The organism is Flavobacterium sp. XS2P24 (genome assembly GCF_030010285.1).
Classification (GTDB): Bacteria; Bacteroidota; Bacteroidia; order Flavobacteriales; family Flavobacteriaceae; genus Flavobacterium; species Flavobacterium algoritolerans.
Genome location: NZ_JASCRU010000011.1, coordinates 31,187 through 52,597 on the forward strand (window position 1 = coordinate 31,187; position 21,411 = coordinate 52,597).

At 33.7% G+C, this 21,411-nt stretch carries 16 protein-coding genes; 8 read left to right on the plus strand and 8 right to left on the minus strand.

Annotated elements, in window-relative coordinates; genetic code table 11:
• Nucleotides 1-34: 34 nt before the first annotated feature.
• Genes QLS31_RS09280 through corA form a run of 3 tightly spaced genes read right to left on the minus strand, consistent with a single transcriptional unit; the run spans nucleotide 35 to nucleotide 4,455 of the window.
• Nucleotides 35-1,234 carry an acetate kinase gene (locus QLS31_RS09280; RefSeq protein ID WP_282716182.1) on the minus strand — a complete coding sequence of 400 codons (1,200 nt, stop codon included), beginning with the start codon at nucleotides 1,232-1,234 and terminating at the stop codon, nucleotides 35-37.
• A gap of 1 nt (nucleotide 1,235) precedes the next feature.
• Nucleotides 1,236-3,329, minus strand: a complete 2,094-nt coding sequence (gene pta / locus QLS31_RS09285; protein WP_282716180.1) for a phosphate acetyltransferase — start codon at nucleotides 3,327-3,329, stop codon at nucleotides 1,236-1,238.
• A gap of 55 nt (nucleotides 3,330-3,384) precedes the next feature.
• Nucleotides 3,385-4,455: a magnesium/cobalt transporter CorA gene (gene corA, locus QLS31_RS09290; RefSeq protein WP_282712546.1), complete on the minus strand. Its 1,071-nt coding sequence runs from the start codon at nucleotides 4,453-4,455 to the stop codon at nucleotides 3,385-3,387.
• 343 nt (nucleotides 4,456-4,798) lie between these two features.
• Here corA and QLS31_RS09295 point away from each other — a divergent pair, with 343 nt between their 5' ends.
• A complete protein-coding gene (locus QLS31_RS09295; RefSeq protein ID WP_282743622.1) occupies nucleotides 4,799-7,372 on the plus strand; it encodes a zinc-dependent metalloprotease in 2,574 nt (857 codons plus the stop codon).
• 274 nt (nucleotides 7,373-7,646) lie between these two features.
• Here the strand turns inward: QLS31_RS09295 and QLS31_RS09300 are convergent, their stop codons facing one another.
• Nucleotides 7,647-8,372: a bacteriorhodopsin-like gene (locus QLS31_RS09300; RefSeq protein ID WP_282743623.1), complete on the minus strand. Its 726-nt coding sequence runs from the start codon at nucleotides 8,370-8,372 to the stop codon at nucleotides 7,647-7,649.
• A 112-nt stretch (nucleotides 8,373-8,484) separates the two neighbouring features.
• Here QLS31_RS09300 and QLS31_RS09305 point away from each other — a divergent pair, with 112 nt between their 5' ends.
• Nucleotides 8,485-9,390 carry a Brp/Blh family beta-carotene 15,15'-dioxygenase gene (locus QLS31_RS09305; RefSeq protein ID WP_282743624.1) on the plus strand — a complete coding sequence of 302 codons (906 nt, stop codon included), beginning with the start codon at nucleotides 8,485-8,487 and terminating at the stop codon, nucleotides 9,388-9,390.
• A 79-nt stretch (nucleotides 9,391-9,469) separates the two neighbouring features.
• On the opposite strand, the gene dnaK is transcribed toward QLS31_RS09305, so the two are convergent.
• The 3 genes from dnaK to QLS31_RS09320 all read right to left on the minus strand — a co-directional run bounded on the left by dnaK (nucleotide 9,470) and on the right by QLS31_RS09320 (nucleotide 12,753).
• Nucleotides 9,470-11,356, minus strand: coding sequence for a molecular chaperone DnaK (gene dnaK / locus QLS31_RS09310; RefSeq protein ID WP_099715044.1), 1,887 nt, complete (start codon nucleotides 11,354-11,356; stop codon nucleotides 9,470-9,472).
• A gap of 284 nt (nucleotides 11,357-11,640) precedes the next feature.
• Nucleotides 11,641-12,288 (minus strand): nucleotidyl transferase AbiEii/AbiGii toxin family protein, encoded by a 648-nt coding sequence (locus QLS31_RS09315; RefSeq protein WP_282712541.1) that lies wholly within the window; start codon nucleotides 12,286-12,288, stop codon nucleotides 11,641-11,643.
• A 6-nt stretch (nucleotides 12,289-12,294) separates the two neighbouring features.
• The gene (locus QLS31_RS09320; RefSeq protein ID WP_282743625.1) at nucleotides 12,295-12,753 is read right to left on the minus strand and encodes a plasmid maintenance system antidote protein; all 459 of its coding nucleotides are present in this window, start codon (nucleotides 12,751-12,753) and stop codon (nucleotides 12,295-12,297) included.
• Nucleotides 12,754-13,112: 359 nt separating this feature from the next.
• Between QLS31_RS09320 and QLS31_RS09325 the strand changes: the two genes are divergently transcribed.
• The 3 genes from QLS31_RS09325 to QLS31_RS09335 all read left to right on the plus strand — a co-directional run bounded on the left by QLS31_RS09325 (nucleotide 13,113) and on the right by QLS31_RS09335 (nucleotide 18,049).
• Complete coding sequence (locus QLS31_RS09325; protein WP_282743627.1) at nucleotides 13,113-15,335, plus strand: AAA family ATPase; 2,223 nt, start codon at nucleotides 13,113-13,115, stop codon at nucleotides 15,333-15,335.
• Between the two features lie 90 nt (nucleotides 15,336-15,425).
• Nucleotides 15,426-16,496 (plus strand): two-component regulator propeller domain-containing protein, encoded by a 1,071-nt coding sequence (locus tag QLS31_RS09330; RefSeq protein WP_282743628.1) that lies wholly within the window; start codon nucleotides 15,426-15,428, stop codon nucleotides 16,494-16,496.
• An 80-nt stretch (nucleotides 16,497-16,576) separates the two neighbouring features.
• Nucleotides 16,577-18,049 carry a serine hydrolase gene (locus QLS31_RS09335; RefSeq protein WP_282743629.1) on the plus strand — a complete coding sequence of 491 codons (1,473 nt, stop codon included), beginning with the start codon at nucleotides 16,577-16,579 and terminating at the stop codon, nucleotides 18,047-18,049.
• Between the two features lie 88 nt (nucleotides 18,050-18,137).
• Here the strand turns inward: QLS31_RS09335 and QLS31_RS09340 are convergent, their stop codons facing one another.
• Entirely contained in the window at nucleotides 18,138-18,524 is a 387-nt protein-coding gene (locus QLS31_RS09340; protein WP_282743630.1) for a hypothetical protein, read from the minus strand.
• Nucleotides 18,525-18,779: 255 nt separating this feature from the next.
• Here QLS31_RS09340 and QLS31_RS09345 point away from each other — a divergent pair, with 255 nt between their 5' ends.
• The 3 genes from QLS31_RS09345 to QLS31_RS09355 all read left to right on the plus strand — a co-directional run bounded on the left by QLS31_RS09345 (nucleotide 18,780) and on the right by QLS31_RS09355 (nucleotide 21,346).
• Nucleotides 18,780-19,217 (plus strand): acyl-CoA thioesterase, encoded by a 438-nt coding sequence (locus QLS31_RS09345; protein WP_282712533.1) that lies wholly within the window; start codon nucleotides 18,780-18,782, stop codon nucleotides 19,215-19,217.
• A 128-nt stretch (nucleotides 19,218-19,345) separates the two neighbouring features.
• The gene (locus QLS31_RS09350; RefSeq protein ID WP_282743631.1) at nucleotides 19,346-20,356 is read left to right on the plus strand and encodes an aldo/keto reductase; all 1,011 of its coding nucleotides are present in this window, start codon (nucleotides 19,346-19,348) and stop codon (nucleotides 20,354-20,356) included.
• A gap of 69 nt (nucleotides 20,357-20,425) precedes the next feature.
• A complete protein-coding gene (locus QLS31_RS09355) occupies nucleotides 20,426-21,346 on the plus strand; it encodes a helix-turn-helix transcriptional regulator (protein WP_282743632.1) in 921 nt (306 codons plus the stop codon).
• Nucleotides 21,347-21,411: the final 65 nt, after the last annotated feature.

Genomic DNA, 21,411 nt, shown 5'->3' on the forward strand with positions numbered 1-21,411 from the left:
GTTTACAGAAGCTTTTTTTGAGTTGGTTATTTTCTTAATTCGTCAGTAATTCAAATACCTGATTGGCAATTTCAATTTCTTCATTGGTAGGAATGACTAATATTTTAGTCTTTGAATCTGGTGTGTTTATTTCTCTAATTTCTTTCGAACGAATTTCATTTTTGGATGCATCCAATGCTATTCCGAAATAATCCATATCGGTGCACACTAATTTTCGGATGTACGAAGAATTTTCTCCAATCCCAGCCGTAAAAATAATGGCATCGAGCCCATTTAAAACAGCCGTATACGAACCAATATATTTCTTTATTCGATACGCATTCATCGCTAAAGCCAATTGACAATCCGCATTTCCGTTCTCCGCATTGGCTTCTATGTCTCTTAAATCGCTGTACCCGGTAAGCCCCAGCATTCCGCTTTGTTTTTGTAACATCGTATTCACCGCTTCAAGCGAATAACCCAACGAATTTACCAGATAAAAAATCACAGATTGATCCACATCTCCACTTCGGGTTCCCATAATTAATCCGTTCATTGGACCAAAACCCAATGTATGATCAATACTTTTCCCGTCTTTTATAGCGGTCATACTGCAACCGTTTCCTAAATGTATCGTGATAATTTTAGAACCTGTATTCTGAGAATTTTGCTTCAAATAATGAATCGCATTTTCCGAAACGTATTTGTGACTCGTTCCGTGAAAACCGTAAACGCGTATTTTATTTTCCGTCAAAAGGTAATTTGGTACCGCATATTTGTGCGCCACAACAGGAATCGTTTGATGGAATGCCGTGTCAAAAACAGCCACTTGTTGTGCTGAATTAAAAATTTCCTCGGCAACATTTATTCCTTCTAAATTTGCAGGATTATGCAAAGGTGCTAAATCAAAAAGCTGTCTGATTTTATCTTTTACTTCATTGGTAATAACTACCGTATTCGAAAAAGCGCTTCCGCCATGCACCACACGATGCCCAACAGCTTCTATTTCATCCGTACTTTTAATCACCCCTACTTTTTCATCCATCAGTAATTTGGCAATTTTTTCCAACCCAATTTTATGGTTTGCAATAGGCAACGTTTCTTCTATTTTAGTCGTATCCGTTACATACGTTAGGTTTGAAGTTTCCAGTCCTATTCTGTCGATCATCCCCGAACAAATAACTTCATTTGCCGGCATGCTAATCAATTGGTATTTTATGGAGGAACTTCCTGAGTTTATAATTACTATTTTCATTTTATAATCCTTGTGCTTGAATCGCCGTAATCACGACTGTATTTATAATATCATCTACCGTACAACCACGGCTTAAATCATTAACCGGTTTATTCAACCCTTGTAACATTGGACCAATTGCTAATGCGCCTGTTTCTCTTTGAACCGCTTTATAGGTATTATTTCCTGTATTCAAATCCGGAAAAATTAGAACGCTGGCTTGCCCTGCCACTTCTGAATTTGGCATTTTACTTTTTCCAACAGCCATATCAACGGCTGCATCGTATTGAATAGGACCTTCAATTTTTAAATCGGGACGTTTTCTTCTCACTATTTCAGTTGCCGCTCTTACTTTATCTACTTCATCTCCTTTTCCTGATGAACCAGATGAATACGAAAGCATGGCAATTTTTGGTTCAATACCAAAAGCCAAACTGGAATCGGCAGAGGAAATGGCAATTTCTGCCAATTGTTCCGCAGTAGGATTTGGATTAATGGCACAATCTCCAAAAACAGAAACCCTATCTTCTAAACACATGAAAAATATAGAGGAAACTACAGATGAATTGGGTTTGGTTTTAATGAATTGCAAAGCAGGCAAAATAGTATGCTGTGTAGTATGTGCCGCTCCGGAAACCATTCCGTCCGCGTGCCCTTTATACACCATCATGGTTCCAAAATACGAGACATCTTCCATTAAATCCTTAGCCATTCCTATGGTTACATTTTTTGCTTTACGCAACTCATAATACGTATTTACATAATCATCATAATGTTCCGATTCTATCGGATTTATGATTTGTACTTTAGAAAAATCAAACGGAAGTCCCAACTCCGCTACTTTATTTTCAATTTGTTTTTTGTTGCCAATAATCGAAATATCAACCACATCCATCGTCAATAATTGTGAGGCTGCAATAATGATTCGTTCGTCATTTCCTTCCGGTAAAACAATGTGTTTTCTATGTTGTCTGGCTCTTTTTACTAAATTATATTGAAACATTTTTGGTGTCATTCCTTCCGCTTCAAAAGTGATTAGCTTTTCAGCCAAGTTATCTAAGTCGACATATTTTTCGAAAGTAGTAATAGAAATTTCAATCTTCTGCTTGTTGTTTGCGTAAATTTTGGACTTAATGGAACCTATTTTATTCGTAATATAATACGTTCCTTCTTCCACCGCAATAATTGGAACAATGGTAGAAAGTCCTTCTATCAATTTCAAAATACTGATTTCAGGCAAAATATTTCCTGTCAAAACAATTCCGGAAATGGTTGGATAATTTACGGATTCATTGGCCTGTAAAGCGCCAAGAATAATGTCTGCTCGGTCTCCGGGAGTAATCACCAGACTATTCTCTTTTAAATGCAACAAATAATTGCACAATTGCATGGCGCCTACACTAAAATTTCCGGTTTGATTGTTCAAGTGTGCCGAGCCAAATAAAACTTTGGCATCCAACTCATTTACAATTTCCTGTACGGTTGGATTATTCAATTTATGAATCAAAGGAATAGAATTCACTAATATACTTTCGGGCAAACTTTTCTTTAGACCGTTAGTAACCAATTCAATATTCTCTGGCTGCACTTTATTGGCGATTACAGCCAAAACCTCAACATCTTTAACCTTGAATGAGTCGTAAGCTAAGTAAAGACTATCAATTAATTCCTCTAATGTTTTTCCCACTCCGGAACCCACGATAATTGTTGGAATACCAAGATTTTTAGCAATCAGAACATTCATGTCCAATTCGATAACAGTTCCTTCCCCTGTAAAACTGGTTCCTTCAACCAAGACAAAATCGAAACGTTCCTCTAATTTCTTGTATTTTTCAATAATCAAATCGAGAACCTCTCCTATTTTTCCCTTGTTCTTCTTTTTGATTAACTTACTTTTTGTAATGGCATACGCATCTTCAAATTCAATATCCATCCCAAAATGACCAATCACAGTTTCAATATGATTATCAAATCCTCCTTCTTCAAAATCTTCTACAATGGGTCTAAAATAACCTACTTTGGCCATCTTACCAATAAGCATACTCATCAATCCCAACGTAATAATTGACTTCCCACTATTTTGTTCGCTTGTTGCAATATATATGGCCTTGTTCATTTTTTTATTTTTTAAATTTAATTTCAAATGAATTGGATATAATCCTTTTCTATCACTAAAACCAACGGCGTTTTTTAAAATAAACAATCATTCCAACCACTATTAAAGACATAGCTCCCATAACGGTATGATAGCCATAATGACGCTTGAGTTCCGGCATATAATCAAAATTCATTCCGTAAACTCCCACAATAAAAGTCAGCGGAATAAATATCGCAGATACAATGGTCAGGGTTTTCATAATCTCATTCATCTTATGCGTTTGTGCCGAAAAAAAGAAATTAGACGCACTTTCCAAAGAACTCATATCAGATTCAATTTGTTCCAAAAGTTCTAAACTCTTTTGATGCAATCGGGCAAAAAAGCTAAAAGTATCTGCTTCCATAACATTAAATATGGTATCGTCTTTTATGCTTTTTATATCATACAATGAATCCCGAAGCGGAATGATAGAACGTTTCAAAAAATTTAAATTATCCCTGTGTTTCTCTATTTTTTCTAAAATTATAGGATCTACACTTTCCTTGGTAAGATTGATCAATTCCTCTATTTTATCTTCCTCGCTTTCTAAAGTGATGTAGAAATTTTCCATGATGGCATCCAGAAGGATGTACAACAAATAATCCGCTTTCTTTGTTCTTACGATTCCGGAATGCGTTCTAATGCGTTCTCGAATATGGGTAAAAAAATCACTTCGCTTTTCCTGAAAAGAAATTAAAACCCCATCTTTTAACAAAAAACTAATTTGTTCGACACTTATGTTATCAGAGTGTTCCGCTGGTAACAATGATTTTATGTTGAAAAATAAATAATCATGAGACTCTTCCAGTTTTGTTCTTCGGGTGGTATTTAAAATATCAGCCAACATAAAATTATCGATTTTAAAATAATTCCCAATCGATTTTAGCCACTCCACATTATTTAAACCGTGAATATTAATCCAGTTTGTTTTTTGTCCCTCAATATATTTATCTAAATCCGAAACCTTAAAATCCTCATACTCTGTAAGATCCAAATCATCATAAACAAACAACTGCAGCTCTGATTCCTTACTTTTATGAATACCAGTATATTCTAAATTATAAGGTTGTGTTTTCTTTCCTCTCTTGTACTTAATTTTTCTCATTCCAGCTGATTTAAGTAGTAATATTACAAAAAACTTTTACAAAAAAATCGTTTTTTGGCACTTTTGACATTCCTAAAAATGAAAAAAACAGGTTTAATTTAATATTTAAAAAAGTAAAGATACCTCGAAATAATAATTCCTTACATGAGAAAAATCATGTTGTGACATGGAAAAAGCAATTAATAAACGATTGTTAATTATTGTTAATTATTTAAAATCGAACCTCAAAATGGTCTTTTTATAAAAATATATCAATAAATTTGGACGTAAGTCGTAACAAAATTCAACAAAAAGCGACTTACCGACTATATCCAATTATAAACTTTATTAATAAATTAACTAAATGGTAAAAAAAAAACTAACCCTAATTATTACCTGTCTGTTATTTTGTTTTGCGCAAGCCACATTTGCACAAAGCAAAAAAAAGAAAAGAGCAGACAAAAACGCCCCAGCTAAAGTAGAAGCTAAAGCACCCGAATCTAAAGACGGTAAAAAAGAACCTAAACCGTACAAAAAAGTTATTGACTCAACCGCAGTAACACAAAAAGGATTAATTGACATTCATAAAATTAATGACAAATATCTTTTTGAAATTCCAGACTCCCTTTTAGGAAGTGAAATAATGACAATAACCCGATATTCTAAAACTCCAGCCGGAGGAGGAATTTTTGGTGGAGAAGAAATCAACAGACAAGTCGTTCGTTGGGAAAAAGGACTAAACAACAACATTCTTCTTAGATCAGTTACTTACGTTATTATGTCTCCGGACGGTGACAAACCAATGGCACAAGCGGTTAAGAATTCAACTTCAGATCCAATTATTGGAAACTATGATATCTTGGCATTCAAAAAAGATTCAACTGGAAAAAATAATGCTGGATATGTGATCGATTTAACGAGCACTTTCGATGGTGATATTCAGACTTTTTCATTAGATCCAATTAAAAAACAATTGTTAAACATTGTAGCTTTTCAAAAGGATAAATCATTCATCTCAAAAATAAGTAGTTATCCAATAAATACTGAGATTAGAACTGTAAAAACATTTACAACTACTCCACCGCGTATTTCAATTACTCCAACACCACAAATTGGAGTTAATTTACCTTCTGCTTTAGATGCAGGAGTAGTAACGGTTGAGATGAATACTTCGATGATTTTATTGCCAAAAACACCTATGCGCAAAAGAGAATTTGACGCACGTGTAGGATATTTTGCAAACGAATACGGAGTTTTTGAAGAAGAATCTCAAAAATCAGACACTAAAACTTTTGCTGTAAGATGGCGCTTAGAGCCAAAATCTGCCGAAGATGCTGCAAAGCAAAAAAAAGGGGAATTAATTGAGCCACTAAAACCAATTGTATACTACATTGATCCAGCTACACCTGACAAATGGAAAAAATTCATTAAACAAGGTATTGATGATTGGCAAGTAGCATTTGAAGCTGCAGGATGGAAAAATGCTATTCGTGGCGAATATTGGCCAGAAAACGATCCAACAATGAGTTTGGAAGATGCCCGTTTTTCAGTATTGAGATATTTTGCTGCTGAAATTCAAAATGCATACGGACCTAATGTTCATGATCCTAGAAGCGGTGAAATTTTGGAAAGCCACATTGGTTGGTACCATAATATCATGAGTCTTTTAAGAAACTGGTACTTGATTCAAACTGCGGCTGTAGATCCTGCAGCAAGAACAAAAAAGTTTGATGATAAATTAATGGGAGAATTGATCCGTTTCGTTTCTTCTCATGAAGTAGGACACACTTTAGGATTGCGTCATAACATGGGAGCAAGTTCTGCCACTCCGGTTGAAAAACTAAGAGATAAAGCGTACCAAGATAAAAACGGACATACTTCTTCTATCATGGATTATGCTCGTTTTAATTATGTGGCACAACCAGAAGATGGTGTTACTGCCTTATTCCCAAGAATTGGGGATTATGACAAATGGGCTATTAAATGGGGTTATTCTTATTTTGACGGAGCTAAAACTGAAACTGAGGAAAAAGCGAAGTTGAATGAAATGACTAAGGAAGCTTACAAAAATAACCGTTTATGGTTTTGTACAGAAAGTAGCCCTTATGACCCAAGATATCAAACAGAGGATATTGGAGATAATGCAATGAGAGCTTCTGAGTACGGAATCAAAAACCTAAAAAGAATTTTGCCTAATTTATTAGAGTGGACTAAAGAAAACGGAGAAAGCTACGCTGAACTAGATGAACTTTACGGTGCACTTACAGGACAATTCAGAAGATATATGGGCCATGTTACTAAAAACGTAGGTGGAATCTATGATTCTCCAAAAACGTATGACATGACAGGAAATCAATTTGAAGTAGTTCCAAGAGCTATCCAAAAAGATGCTGTATTATTCTTGAACACTCAATTGTTCACCACTCCAAAATGGTTATTGGATCAAAATATCCTTTCGAAAATAAACCCAGAAAGCGGTGTTGAAGCAATCAAAGGAATGCAAGATGCTACCTTATCAAGTTTATTGGCTGGAGATAGAATTGTTCGCCTTATAGAAACTTCTTCTATGAGTAAAAACAACTATACCGCTGATGAATTAGTAAGCGACTTAAAAAATGGAATCTTCTCTGAATTGAAAGGAAGCGGTTCCATTGATGTGTATCGCAGAAACATTCAAAAATTATATGTTGACAAAATGATCGAATTACTTAAACCAGGTACAGCCATGGTTAGATCGGTTCCTGTAGGTGTTACTTACGGTTTCACGACAAGAAGAGTAAATCTTGCTCAAACTGATTTACCTTCTATTGCAAGAGGTCAATTGAATAGTTTGAAAAACGAGATGAAGTTAGCCTCATCAAGAATGACTGATCGAATGAGTAGATATCACTTACAAGATTTAATTTCTAGAATAGGACAAGCTTTAGATCCTAAATAATGAATTAAAAAAGGGAAAATGTTCAACAACATTTTCCCTTTTTTTTATGCTGTATTTGGTGTTATTACACCGTAGAGACGCATTGTAGTAGAGACGCACTGCAGTGCGTCTCTACGCTATAATAATAATAATAATAATAATAATAATAATAGAATAACAAAACCCGACCCGTTTCTAAAACAGGTCGGGTTTTTTATTTTATTAAATGATAAAAAAAACCGATCTATCACTAGTCCGGTTTTCCAATCAAATACTAAAAAAATAAAAAAATGAATTAATCTTTTTGAGATTTTACTGCTAAACTATAGATAACCAAACCAAATCCAATTTTATTAATAGCATCAGCAATATTATATGCTACATCAATGTTACCGGCAGGTATTAATCCGTTATACCATCCTGTTGTCCCCATCATGTATCCTAATGGATAAATGGACCATCCAACAAGTACAAACCAACACAAGATTTTGTGTGCTTTTTGAATTTCTCCACCGGCTGCAGCAGCTAATTTTGAAGCTTCTCCCAACCAAATTTCATAAACTATGGCAAAGTAAGCAACTCCTGAAATGAATCCCCATAGTGCAGCACTATCAGTAAAAACAACTTCTCCAAAGTAACCCGTAACTAACATTACTATAGAATAAATAATCATTTTCCATAATAACGATTGCTTTGCTCCTGCTACTTTAAGTATCAGATAAAATTCTAAACACATCAACGGCACTGTCAGTACCCAATCTACATAACGAAAGAACGTAGGCGATTCTCCAAATGATGCCCAATAATCTCTCATGTAGAAATAATGCACTGCAGCAATAAAGGTAATTAAACCGGAAACAAGAACTGAAGTACGCCACTTTTTATCAAACTGGCTTAAGGATAAAAAGAAAAATGCTGAAGCAGCCATCATAGCCATACAGCCTACAAAGAAAGTAAACCCTACGTAATCGGTTGGGGATAATTTTCCGACTAACCCTGAAATAAACATAAAATTTGTCATAAATAAATAATTTAAATGGTTTTTTTGTTTAATCAAATATAATAAAAGTTAAACAATAAAAATTATTTTTGTTTAATATTTTTTAACTATTTTTAAACAATAATTAAATTTCATGAAAAAATATTTGAATATCGCAATTGTAGCAAGCTTTATCGGGTTATGGATGGATTCCTTTCTATCTAACAAATACCAGATAATATTGGGTTTTCTTTTGATTTTTACTTTTGGAATTTTGCATGGAGCAAATGATTTAGTACTAATTAAAAATATGAAAGCCAAGAAGCAATCGAGTTCATGGTTTAAAATATTAGGATATTACGTAATGGTGGTTTTAATAGGTGCCCTTCTGTTTTATACAATTCCTCAACTAGCACTACTTTTATTCATACTTATAAGTGCCTATCATTTTGGAGAACAGCAATGGCAAAATTTACTAGAACACGTTGCGAAATCGTTCCTAATATTATTTCAATTTTTTTATGGATTCATTATATTACTATTACTTTTTGTTTTTCACTCCAGTGAAGTGCAAAGTATTATTTTGAACATCGCAAATATCAATATCCCAAGCTTATACTTTAATTTACTGTTACAATATTCAGTAATCGCTTTTATTGGTTTAAGCGCCTATTTGTATTGGAAATCAGAAAAAATTAGAAAAAAACTACTTTTAGAGTTCTTTTATTTGGTTCTCTTTGCAATTCTTTTTAAGTCTTCCAGTCTGATTTGGGGATTTGCCATTTATTTTGTTTTATGGCACAGTATTCCTTCTATAATTGACCAGATTAAATTTTTAAATGGTTCCTTTTCAATAAAATATTTTATTGCTTACTGCAAGACAGCCTGGATTTATTGGTTGATATCTATAGTAGGAATTACACTGATCTACTATATATGTAAAGAGGAACAACTTTTTAATGCATTATTTTTCTCCTTTTTGGCCGCCATAACATTCCCCCATGCGGTAGTGATTACTAATATGTTTGGCACAAAACAAACTAAAAATAGAAACGCATAAAAAAAACCGTTCACCAATGGCGAACGGTTTTCTAAATCAATAGTAGAGATGCACCGCAATGCATCTCTACGGGAAATAATTATTTTACTTCTTCGAATTCAACGTCTTCAACATTGTCTCCTTGAGCAGCATCCCCTTGAGGTTGTGCTTCACCTTGACCTTGTTCTCCTTGAGCATACATCGCTTCAGTTGCTTTTTTCCAAGCAGCGTTGATGTTGTCAAGAGCCGTTTGAATTGCAGGAATGTCTTGAGATTGGTGTGCCATTCTCAATTCAGTTAATGCATATTCTACAGCAACTTTGTTTTCATCAGATAATTTAGAACCTAATTCTTTCAATTGAGTTTCAGTTTGGAAGATCATTCCGTCAGCTTCGTTCAATTTTTCTGCTCTTTCTCTTAAAAGTTTGTCAGAATCAGCATTAGCTTCTGCATCTTTTTTCATTCTTTCGATTTCTTCAGCTGTTAATCCAGAAGAAGCTTCGATACGAATATCGTGAGATTTTCCAGTTCCTTTGTCAGTTGCAGAAACTTTGATGATACCATTAGCATCAATATCAAAAGTTACTTCAATTTGTGGAACACCTCTTGGAGCTGGTGGAATACCATCTAAATGGAAACGGCCGATAGTTTTGTTGTCAACTGCCATAGCTCTGTCTCCTTGTAAAACGTGGATTTCAACTGTTGGTTGAGAATCTGCAGCTGTAGAGAAAACTTGAGATTTTTTAGTTGGAATAGTTGTGTTAGACTCAATTAATTTAGTCAAAACACCACCCATAGTTTCGATACCTAAAGATAAAGGTGTAACGTCAAGTAACAATACATCTTTTACATCTCCAGAAAGAACTCCACCTTGAATAGCTGCTCCAATTGCAACAACCTCATCAGGGTTAACTCCTTTAGACGCTTTTTTACCAAAGAATTTTTCAACTTCTTCAGCAATTCTTGGCATACGAGTAGAACCTCCAACAAGGATAACTTCGTCAATATCAGAAACAGATAAACCTGCATCTTTCAACGCTTTAGCAACTGGTGCCATAGAACGTTTTACTAAAGCGTCAGTTAATTTTTCAAATTGAGCTCTAGTTAATTTTTTAACTAAGTGTTTTGGTCCTGAAGCCGTAGCAGTTACGTATGGCAAGTTGATTTCAGTTTCAGCAGAAGAAGACAATTCAATTTTTGCTTTCTCAGCAGCTTCTTTCAAACGTTGCAATGACATTGGATCAAGACGTAAGTCAATACCTTCTTCAGCTTTAAATTCGTCAGCTAACCAGTCAATAATTTCGTGGTCAAAATCATCTCCACCTAAGTGAGTATCTCCGTTAGTAGACAATACTTCGAAAACTCCGTCTCCTAATTCAAGAACAGAAATATCAAATGTACCTCCACCTAAATCGTAAACAGCAATTTTTTGATCTTTACCTTTTTTATCTAAACCATAAGCAAGTGCAGCTGCAGTTGGTTCGTTGATAATACGCATTACTTTAAGACCTGCAATTTCACCCGCTTCTTTCGTAGCTTGACGTTGTGCATCATTAAAGTAAGCTGGAACAGTGATAACTGCTTCAGTAACAGTTTGACCTAAATAGTCTTCAGCTGTTTTTTTCATTTTTTGAAGTGTCATAGCTGACAATTCTTGAGCAGTGTATAAACGACCATCAATATCCACACGTGGCGTATTGTTGTCCCCTTTTACTACTGAATAAGAAACTCTTTTTGCTTCAGCTGTAATTTCTGAAAAAGAGTGACCCATAAAACGTTTGATAGAAGCAATAGTCTTAGTTGGATTAGTTACCGCTTGTCTTTTAGCAGGATCTCCTACTTTAATTTCTCCACCTTCAACAAAAGCGATGATAGATGGTGTTGTTCTTTTTCCTTCTGCATTAGGAATAACAACTGCTTCATTACCTTCCATTACAGAAACACAAGAGTTGGTCGTACCTAAATCAATTCCGATTATTTTACCCATTTTTAATATATTTAATTTTATTGTATACTTGTTTTAATGACTCGAAGTCGATAAGTCAATCTTTGTGCCAATACAAAACCAACTATTAAATTGTCAGTTTATGTTAAAATTGGCGTAAAAAAATCTGACAAGATGACATTTCAGAGGGTTTGTCATTCTGGCGGAAGTCGGAATCTGGAGCTCTCTCCCGCTCTCCGCTGTATCTTTATGTTCTTAAAGAAAGAACATAAAGGATGCCGCTACTATCAGGGCTAGGCATTTAGGTTTTAATACCCTTTTTGGAATTAGGAATTCCTATTTATACTTTCAAAAAAATCCAATTTAATAAGCTCCCAAGATTTAACCCGTAAACACAATGGGTCAAAATCCAAATCAGCTGATTCAAAATTTACAAATTGGCTTTTAATAGTCGAACAATCAGTATAAGGATAACGCTGTTCATAAAACGAAATCATTTCATCAATAGGTACTTTATCAAGATAATAATGTAAATCCCAAAAATCTTTTTTTCTACCGCCTCTCAGAACAACATCTAATTTCATTGCAATAATTTCATTTTCAGAAGCCATACGAATAGAATCCTTATTAATTTCTTCGAAAATAAAATCATCCGTATAATACAAATCTACTTTAACTAACTCGCTTTCAGAATATCCTATCTCAAAATAAGTCCCAAACGCAACATTATCAAGATTCCTGGAAAGACAAAAGGGATATTTATTCTCCAGAAAACTTCTAATTTCCTTAAAATCAATGGAACCATATTCAGCCGCTGTAAACAAATCAATATCAATCGACATTCTATGACCAATTTGTAAACTTAAAGCAGTTCCTCCAACCAATCTGAAAGGAAAAAATAAAGGCTCATCCATCAAATCGATAAGAATCTCTTTGAGCAAAGGCGAAACCGTATTCCAATGAAGCTTTTCCATTCTATATTATAACTGGTGTTTTAATAATTTAACCTTATCAACCACTTCTTTTCCATAAAAACGAATAATTTCCTCCTGCTCCATTTCTATTCCTCTAGAAAAAACACGTTTAATGACTGCCACCCTATTTTGTTTCCAATCAATCTTATCAAAAGTAGTATCCCAAAAGGTAACTTTTCTTAATTTTGAAAGATCCGGTTTATAAGTACTATCTTTCTTTGCTTCCTTTATGTCATAAAAAACTTGAAGCGTCATCAGGAAACCTTCTTCTAATTCTAGTTTTTCCTCCATTTTAAGAGACAAATCAACATTCATCCTCCTATTACCCTTTATTATAGCACCCAAAGTTTGAGGATGTTCACCAACAGAAAGCGCAAATTGCCTTTGGTTGATGCTCCTTTTCTTCAATTCCCGCTCCACAATTTTACCGGGATGAATTCCTTTTATGATGTCAATCGTTTTCATAGTACAAATATAAACAAAATTGTTTATATTTTTCGACTTTGAAATTTGGAAAAGTCAAGTACTTTGAAAAGCAATAAAAACGGGTAAAACAGTAGGCTATGGAAAACTGAAGAAAAGATGCCGCTACTATCTGGGCTAGGAAATCTGATTCCTAAGTTCATTTGTTTTCATTCGATTACTTTACCAATTTCAACACCAATAATTCGTAATAAATAAACTACATTAGCAGAACATATAGAATACTATTTGTAGCGCAAAGTAACCTGATTTTGGATGGATATGAGCTAGTTTGTAGCTATTATATGCAAGTTATGCCTCATGCTAAAAAACGACACCGCTAAACGAAATACAAATTTGAAATGATTACAAAATTAAACCTAAATAATGTAGCCAGTTACAAAAGTTCTACAGCTTTGGAAACCGATAAAAATGTAAATCTTATTTATGGTTTAAACGGTACAGGGAAAAGCACCTTATCAAATTATTTACATCAAAGCTCTGACGAAAAATATAAAAATTGTTCAATTGAAGGATTAGACGAAAGCCACGAAATACTTGTTTACAATCAAAAATTTATTTTAGAAAATTTTTTTGAACCTGAAAATCTAAAAGGAATTTTTACACTTTCAAAAGAAAATAAAGTTGCAGAAACGAACATTACCAATGCATTAAAGGAAATTTCAACGCTAAAAATTGAAGAAGAAGCAAAAAGTAAAGAACTTGAAACTGAAAAGTCGTCAATTAACCAAAAAGAAAATACTGCAAAAGATTCTGTTTGGAAAATTAAGACAGATTATAGTGGAGGCGACAGAGTTCTCGAATTTTGTTTAGAAGGATACAAAGGTTCAAAAGATAGTTTATTCAATCAAATTATTGGTTTAAGCAAACCAACTGTAAAACCCACAAAAAATATAGACGATTTAAAAAGTGATTTACAATCAATTTCAGGCGACAACGCTCAAAAATTTGCTATTTTATCACAAATTACTTTTTCATCACAAGGGGTAGAAAACGAAAGTTTGTTTAACGACCAAATTGTAGGTAATGAAAATAGTTCTGTTTCACGATTAATCAAAGTACTTGGTAATTCAGATTGGGTAAAAACAGGTTTACTTTTTTTACCAGAAATACAAACTCAAGAAAATACAATCTGCCCTTTTTGCCAACAAAGAACTATTTCAAATGAACTAATTGAAAGCATAAAAAATTATTTTGATGTAGCATACGAAACAGACGTAAATTCATTGAAATCTTTTTTAGAGGAATATTCAAAATCTATTCAAGAAATCCCAAGTAAATCAAATTTTGAAGCAAATCCCAAGTTTGAAAATTACAAAAAGGACTTTGAAATTAAATACAATGCGTTTTTAAAAGTTGTTGAAGACAATAAAAAACTTATTGAAGATAAAATAAAAACGCCAAGCGTTTCTATTACTCTTAATAATTCCTCTGAATCATTGCAGGAACTAAACGATATTATTACAAAAATCAACTTGCTTATTGCTGAACACAATAATAATATTGACCAAAAAGAAACAGTAAAAAAAACTATTAAAAAAACTTTTTGGGAAATAATGCGTTGGGATTATGACCATAAAATTAGTTCTATTGCTACAGAAAAATTGACCTCAAAAAGTAAAACAGATTCTTTAGTAGTTTCGTTAAAAGAAATTTCAACAAAAATTATTGCTCAAAACGCAATTATTGCTGAACAGCAAAAACAAACTATAAATATCGAAGAAGCTGTTGCTAATATAAAAAGTGGTTTGATTGATTTAGGTATTACAGATTTTGAAATCAAAAAACATTCTGAAAACCACTATAAAATAGTACGTGGAGAAAATGAAGACAAAGTTTTTCGTTCATTAAGTGAAGGAGAAAAAATGATTATTAGCTTCCTTTACTTTATAGAGTTATGTAGAGAAAAGAAAGAAGCAACAGAAACTGGGAAAAAGAAAATCATCGTAATTGACGACCCAATTTCAAGTTTATCTCACATTTACGTTTTTAATATTGGAAGACTTATCAAAAATGAATTTTTCGGAAAAAAGGAAAATAAAAAAGATAAAGAAACGGGAGAGAAAATTGTAGAGTGGAAATATAAATATGAACAGGTTTTCATCTTAACACACAGTTTGTATTTTTTTTATGAGATTACCGAAACAAAACATGATGAAAGAAAAGAAACACAAAATCTTTTTCGTCTTTCAAAAAACGAAAATGGCAGTTCCTTTTCTTCAATGAGTTACGAAGAGATTCAAAATGATTATCAAGCATATTGGTTTATAATAAAAGATGAATCGCAACATCCAGCATTGATAGCTAACTGCATGAGAAACATAATTGAATATTTCTTTAATTTTGTCGAAAAGAAAGACTTAAATAACTTTTTCCTTCAAGAACCTTTGAACAATAATAGGTTTCAGGCATTTTACAGATACATAAACAGAGAATCACATTCATTAGGACAAAATATTTTTGACTATAAAGAATTTAATTATCAAGACTTTAAAGATGCTTTTTCTCAACTTTTCAAGATTGCAGGTTATGAAGCACATTATAAAAAAATGATAAAAAAATAAAAGCACGAAGGCATAACAGCAGTTTAGCAACCATTACACATCGACACCCAAACCAACAAGTAGATAAAAATCTTAATGCCAATTTGAACAATGAAAAAATATTTCTCACAAGCCCGAGTTTTTACTTTTCTGATACTATTACTTTTTGGCACTTCCTGCAACAGGCCCGCTAAAAAAGACGTACCAAAAGAAAAGGGAAGTGAATCAAACATACTAGCTGTTGCACATCCTAAACTTATAAAAACCATAGGCTCGCCTAAATATGGCAATGTACAATCTGCGCTGCAGGACAAAGCCGGTAACCTTTGGTTTGGCACCACAGAAAATGGTCTTTATAAATATGACGGAAAATCCTTCACTCAATTTTTAGTCTCTGATGGTCTAAACAGTAATAATATTAATGCCCTTTTGGAAGATAAGGATGGTAAAATTTGGATAGGTACTCCAGCGGGAGTTTGTCTTTACGATGGTAAAACATTTGCTAAAATCCAGATTCCTTTACGAAAAAACCTACCTCCCAACAAGTTTAAAAAAACGCAGGAGGTATTCAGTATCATGCAGGACAAAAGCGGAAAACTATGGTTCGCAACAATTGATGGTGTTTACATCTACGATGGCAAATCCTTTACTCCGTTTATAATTAATGAGGGTGGAGTTGGCTATATGAGCAGTAACAATAACGTGGAATATATTTTAGAAGATAAAGCTGGTAACATTTGGTTTGGTGGACGAGGTAATAAGGGTGTGTTTCGTTACGATGGTAAATCTATAACCAATCTTAAACCAAATGGTGACAATTGGGCTTGGCCCGCATTGCAAGACAAGAATGGAAATATTTGGTTCAGCAATTGGAGTGGAGCTTACCGTTATGATGGAAAATCATTTACAAGTTTTACAAAAAATGATGGCTTGCTAAGTGATTCGGTTATGCGAATTATAGAAGACAAAAACGGCAATATTTGGTTTGGTGGCGGTGGTGGCATTTGCCGTTACGATGGAAATTCTTTCACTTGTTTTACAACAAAAAATGGACTAATCAATCAGGGGATTTGGGCAATTTTGGAAGATAAAACTGGAAATCTTTGGGTAGGTACGAGAGAAACAGGTCTCTACCTTTACGATGGAAAAACATTTATTAATTATTCGGAATATAAACACTAGCTTGTAACGGATAAACAAAATTTGCAACAACACATAAAAATGAACAAAAAAAACATCAATCACTAAAATCAACAATCATTATGAAACAAGGTTCAAAACATTTTGCAGTAAAGACAATCTTAATTGGTCTATTCATTCAACTCACTACATTGACGGTTTCCATTGGGCAAACCAAAACAGAACAGATCGATAAATTGATGAATCTATATTCAGAATACGGGCAATTTAACGGCTCCATTCTTGTCGCTGATTCAGGAAAAGTTATTTATAAAAAAGGATTTGGAATGGCAAACATGGAATGGAATATTCCAAATCAACCGGATACCAAACACCGCTTGGGTTCTGTTACCAAACAGTTTACCGCTGTATTAATTGTTCAATTAGTTGAGCAGGGAAAATTAAAGTTGGATGCTCCTATCTCAACCTATCTTCCTGATTATCCTAAAGCATCAGGTGATAAAATTACCATTCATCATTTACTGACGCACACCTCTGGAATTCCTAATTATACTTCGTTTCCTAATTTCGTGAAAGATTTAAGCATCAATCCGTATAGTCCAGAAGCTTTTGTGAAAAAATTCGCTGACCTACCACTGGAGTTTACACCAGGTGAAAAATTTGCGTACAGCAATTCCGGTTATTTTTTATTGGGATACATTATAGAGAAAGTTTCCGGCAAAACCTATGAGCAGAGTTTACAAGACAATATTCTTACGCCACTAAAAATGAATAATACAGGATTCGATCACCATGAAACGATTCTAAAAAACAGAGCTTCCGGTTATGAGAAAAACGGTAAAAACTTCATCAATGCCAGTTACCTTGATTTATCAATCCCCTACGCAGCCGGCTCTTTGTACTCTACTGTAGATGATTTGTATTTATGGGATCAAGCACTTTACACCGAACAGTTACTTTCGGCAAAAAATAAAGAGCTGTTATTTAATTCCTATATCCCAGCAGGACCGGGACATTATGGTTACGGATGGTTCATCAACAAGGCTTTCAATGGAGAAAAAAATGAAGGCATAACAGTTATTGAACATGGTGGTGGAATAAATGGATTTAACACTTTATTTTCTCAAATTCCAGCTGACAAAAATCTGGTGGTTTTATTAAATAATACGGGCGGTACCAACTTAAACGAGATGAATAAAGCGATTAGAAATATCCTTTATAATAAACCGTACAGTTTGCCTAAAAAATCATTGGCTACTGCTTTCGTAGATGTTATTCTGGAAAAAGGAATCGCATCTGGATTAACTTATTTTAAAGAAAATAAAAATTCAAACAGCTATGCTATCAATGAAAATGAAATGAATAGCGCAGGATATCAATTATTACAAACTGGAAAAGTAAAAGAAGCAATAGAAGTTTTCAAACTAAATGTAGAAGCGTTTCCGCAATCAGGAAATGCTTATGACAGTTTGGGAGAGGCTTATTTGAAAAACGGAGATAAAAAGCTTGCTATTCTAAATTATAAAAAATCCGTAGAACTGGATCCAAACAATGAAAACGGGAAAAAAGTATTGGAAGAAATTTCAAAGTCTTAAATTATAAAACTTATAAAAAACCGCACGGATCCTGTTTCATTTTGAGCATGACCGTGCGGATAATAAAATCCTGCTTGTGAATTCCTTTTTAATTTACTGCCTTAGTTGATTTCCCTACCGTCAAATAAATGTGATTATTAGGATACAGGAACTCAATTTTTGTATGCTGCTGGTTTACTCTCATTTCTACTTGTTCATTTTCATTTTCTAAAGTATAAAACGTGTAATTCCTATCCTGAGAAAAAATACCGGAGTCTACAATTTTATATTTCATTTTCGTAGCCGTGAGGAAGAAAACCACATCACGCTTTTGAGTGTCTAAGAACACAAAAGAGTATTCATTTCCTGTAATATTACATTCGCCTTGCTTAAAAGGCTGCTCATCTATGCAATACCGCTGCACGTTAAACACTTGTTCTTGAGCATACAGACCACTCGTTAGCAACAACAATACAATTATTTTTTTCATACACATGGTTATTTCTGTTATCCGGAATTAGACAATCCTTTTTTGATATACAAAAGACACGCCACAATGTTTTTTGGAGTAGAATAACTAAAAAAAACACTGTCTAATTTTGTGTGATTATCATAAAAAAGCCTTAAAAAGCAATGTTTACCGTAATCAAATTCCGTTTTTATTTGTATTTTCGATTTTCTAAAACCTACCTGCTTTCATTAAAAATAATCCTGAAAGCGCCCCTAAATTAATTTTAAAAATAAAACAACAATGACTTCATTTAGCAAAGAATTATCCTTCCGTTGGTCTGATCTTGACCCTAATTTTCATGTTCGACACAGCGCCTATTATGATTTTGGCGCACAACACCGTATCGAAATTCTGGAAAGCCTTGGATTAACGATGAAGGTGATGCAAGCGCAAGGCTTTGGCCCTATCCTTTTTAGGGAAGAATGTGTGTTTAGAAAAGAAATAAAACTCTCGGATAAAATTTCCATGCACACCAAAACTTCAAAAGTAAATGCAGATGCATCCCGCTGGTCGATTGTACATGAGTTCATCAATGAAGAAAATAAACTATGTGCAACCATTACTGTCGATGGCGCTTGGATGGATCTTAAACTGAGAAAACTAGCCTCTCCTACTCCCGAAATTGCCATTGAAGCCCTGAGTATTTTTCCTAAAAGCAACGATTTTGTAAACCTTTAAAGGAATTTAAATAGACAAACCCAATTTCCTCATTTTGGATACAATTTTAGGAGATTGGGTTACTTTTAATTTTAGTATCATACTGACATTTGCATTGTTAATTTAAATTCACAATTAAATAAAAAAGTATGAATACTAATAAAAAAATCGAACTGGGAAGTCAAGGACTTTTTGTTCCAAAAGTAGGATTGGGTTGTATGGGAATGACCCAAATTGCAGGAATGGATGTTTATGGAAAAGCAGATGAAACCGAATCTATCGCTACTATCCACCGTTCATTAGAACTAGGATACAACTTCCTGGACACTGCAGATTTATACGGCCCTTTACTAAATGAAAGGCTTGTCGCCAAAGCCATTAAAGGAAACAGAAATCAATATACCATTGCCACAAAATTTGGTTATGAAATTGATGACAAGGAACAACTGACTTGGCAATTCAACGGTACAAAGGATTATGTAAAAAAAGCAGTGGAGCGTTCGCTTAAAAACTTGGGAACTGATTATATTGACTTGTATTACCTCCATCGTTTAGACCCAAACACGCCTATTGAAGAAACTGTTGCGGCTATGGCTGAATTGGTAAAAGAAGGAAAAATTGGTTACATCGGACTTTCAGAAGTTTCATCGCAGACCATAAAAAAAGCCCATACTATTCACCCTTTGACTGCGGTGCAAACAGAATATTCTTTGTTTGAAGGTGGCGTAGAAGAAACAGGAATTTTAAAAACACTTCAAGATCTTGGAATCGGATTTGTGGCTTATTCTCCATTAGGTCGAGGATTCATTTCTGGCGATATCAAAAGCCCTGATGATTTTCCTGATACTGATTTTAGAAAAAGTTTACCCCGTTTTCAAGGCGAACAATTTTACAAAAACATTGCCTTGGTTGATGAAATAAAAAAATTGGCTACCGAAAAAGAAATAACACCTTCACAATTAGCCATTGCCTGGATTGTTTCAAAAGGTATTTTACCAATTCCGGGTACAAAAAGAGTGAAATATATCGAAGAAAATAATGCTGCTGCAGAGATTAAATTAAGCATTAAAGACCTAAACCGTTTAGAAACCATCATCCCTTTAGGAACTATCACAGGTGCTCGTTATGATGTTGTCAATATGGTAGCCATCGATCAATAAAACAACATTATTCAGTAGGAAAAGCTATCTTTACAATTCGCTTTTCTTACTGAATTTATAATTCGCATCATGAAAAAAAAGACCCATTCTCCGTATATCATCAATTCCATTTCTGAGTTGCATCGTTTATTGGAATTACCTAAACCAAAACATCCATTGGTTAGTGTCATTAATCTGAATGAAATAAAATGTAATTTTGATGAAAGCATAAAAAGTTTCGTTTATAATTTTTATTCCATTTGCACCAAAAAGGATTTTAAAGGTAAATTGAAATATGGACAAAACTATTATGATTTTGACGAAGGTATAATGACTTTTTTTTCGCCGGGTCAGGTAATCTCGACTGTTGTTGATGAGGATATAGCGCTTTCAGGAATATGGTTAGTCGTTCACCCAGATTTTATCCAAAATTATGCTTTGGCAAAAAGCATCAAAGACTATGGCTTTTTCTCCTATGCTGTAAATGAAGCGTTACATCTTTCGGATAAAGAAGAAGCAATGATTACAAACATTATGCAAAATATTAATGCCGAATATTGTTCTGTAATAGACGGTTTTAGTCAGGATGTTATACTCTCACACATTGAATTATTGCTCAATTATTCCAACCGATTTTATAACAGACAGTTTATTACTCGTAAAAATGCCAGTAATGATTTGTTGAGTAATTTAGAAAAATTGCTTTTGGATTATTTTAATAGTACAAAATTTCAGGAATTTGGCCTTCCAACTGTTCTATACATTTCAGAGCAATTGAATGTCTCGCCAAATTATTTAAGTGATATGCTACGATCACTCACCGGACAAAGTACGCAGCAGCACATTCACGATAAGTTAATTGAAAAAGCCAAAGAAATTTTGACCACAACTTCTTTATCCGTTAGTGAAATAGCCTACCAATTGGGTTTTGAATACCCACAGTCTTTTAGTAAATTATTCAAAAGTAAAACCAATGTTTCGCCTTTAGAATTTAGAAGCTCGTTCAATTAAACCTAAAAATGTATTATTGATAACGCATTGTATTTGTGAAAAGGAATGATACATTTAGCGAATAT

Coding starts and splice junctions, on each gene's coding strand:
- QLS31_RS09340 (WP_282743630.1), bottom strand. CDS start 18,524: ATGTGTATGAAAAAAATAATTGTATTGTTGTTGCTAACGAGTGGTCTG.
- QLS31_RS09305 (WP_282743624.1), top strand. CDS start 8,485: ATGAAAAAATATTTGAATATCGCAATTGTAGCAAGCTTTATCGGGTTA.
- QLS31_RS09280 (WP_282716182.1), bottom strand. CDS start 1,234: ATGAAAATAGTAATTATAAACTCAGGAAGTTCCTCCATAAAATACCAA.
- corA (WP_282712546.1), bottom strand. CDS start 4,455: ATGAGAAAAATTAAGTACAAGAGAGGAAAGAAAACACAACCTTATAAT.
- pta (WP_282716180.1), bottom strand. CDS start 3,329: ATGAACAAGGCCATATATATTGCAACAAGCGAACAAAATAGTGGGAAG.
- QLS31_RS09325 (WP_282743627.1), top strand. CDS start 13,113: ATGATTACAAAATTAAACCTAAATAATGTAGCCAGTTACAAAAGTTCT.
- QLS31_RS09330 (WP_282743628.1), top strand. CDS start 15,426: ATGAAAAAATATTTCTCACAAGCCCGAGTTTTTACTTTTCTGATACTA.
- QLS31_RS09355 (WP_282743632.1), top strand. CDS start 20,426: ATGAAAAAAAAGACCCATTCTCCGTATATCATCAATTCCATTTCTGAG.
- QLS31_RS09315 (WP_282712541.1), bottom strand. CDS start 12,288: ATGGAAAAGCTTCATTGGAATACGGTTTCGCCTTTGCTCAAAGAGATT.
- QLS31_RS09335 (WP_282743629.1), top strand. CDS start 16,577: ATGAAACAAGGTTCAAAACATTTTGCAGTAAAGACAATCTTAATTGGT.
- dnaK (WP_099715044.1), bottom strand. CDS start 11,356: ATGGGTAAAATAATCGGAATTGATTTAGGTACGACCAACTCTTGTGTT.
- QLS31_RS09295 (WP_282743622.1), top strand. CDS start 4,799: ATGGTAAAAAAAAAACTAACCCTAATTATTACCTGTCTGTTATTTTGT.
- QLS31_RS09350 (WP_282743631.1), top strand. CDS start 19,346: ATGAATACTAATAAAAAAATCGAACTGGGAAGTCAAGGACTTTTTGTT.
- QLS31_RS09345 (WP_282712533.1), top strand. CDS start 18,780: ATGACTTCATTTAGCAAAGAATTATCCTTCCGTTGGTCTGATCTTGAC.
- QLS31_RS09300 (WP_282743623.1), bottom strand. CDS start 8,372: ATGACAAATTTTATGTTTATTTCAGGGTTAGTCGGAAAATTATCCCCA.
- QLS31_RS09320 (WP_282743625.1), bottom strand. CDS start 12,753: ATGAAAACGATTGACATCATAAAAGGAATTCATCCCGGTAAAATTGTG.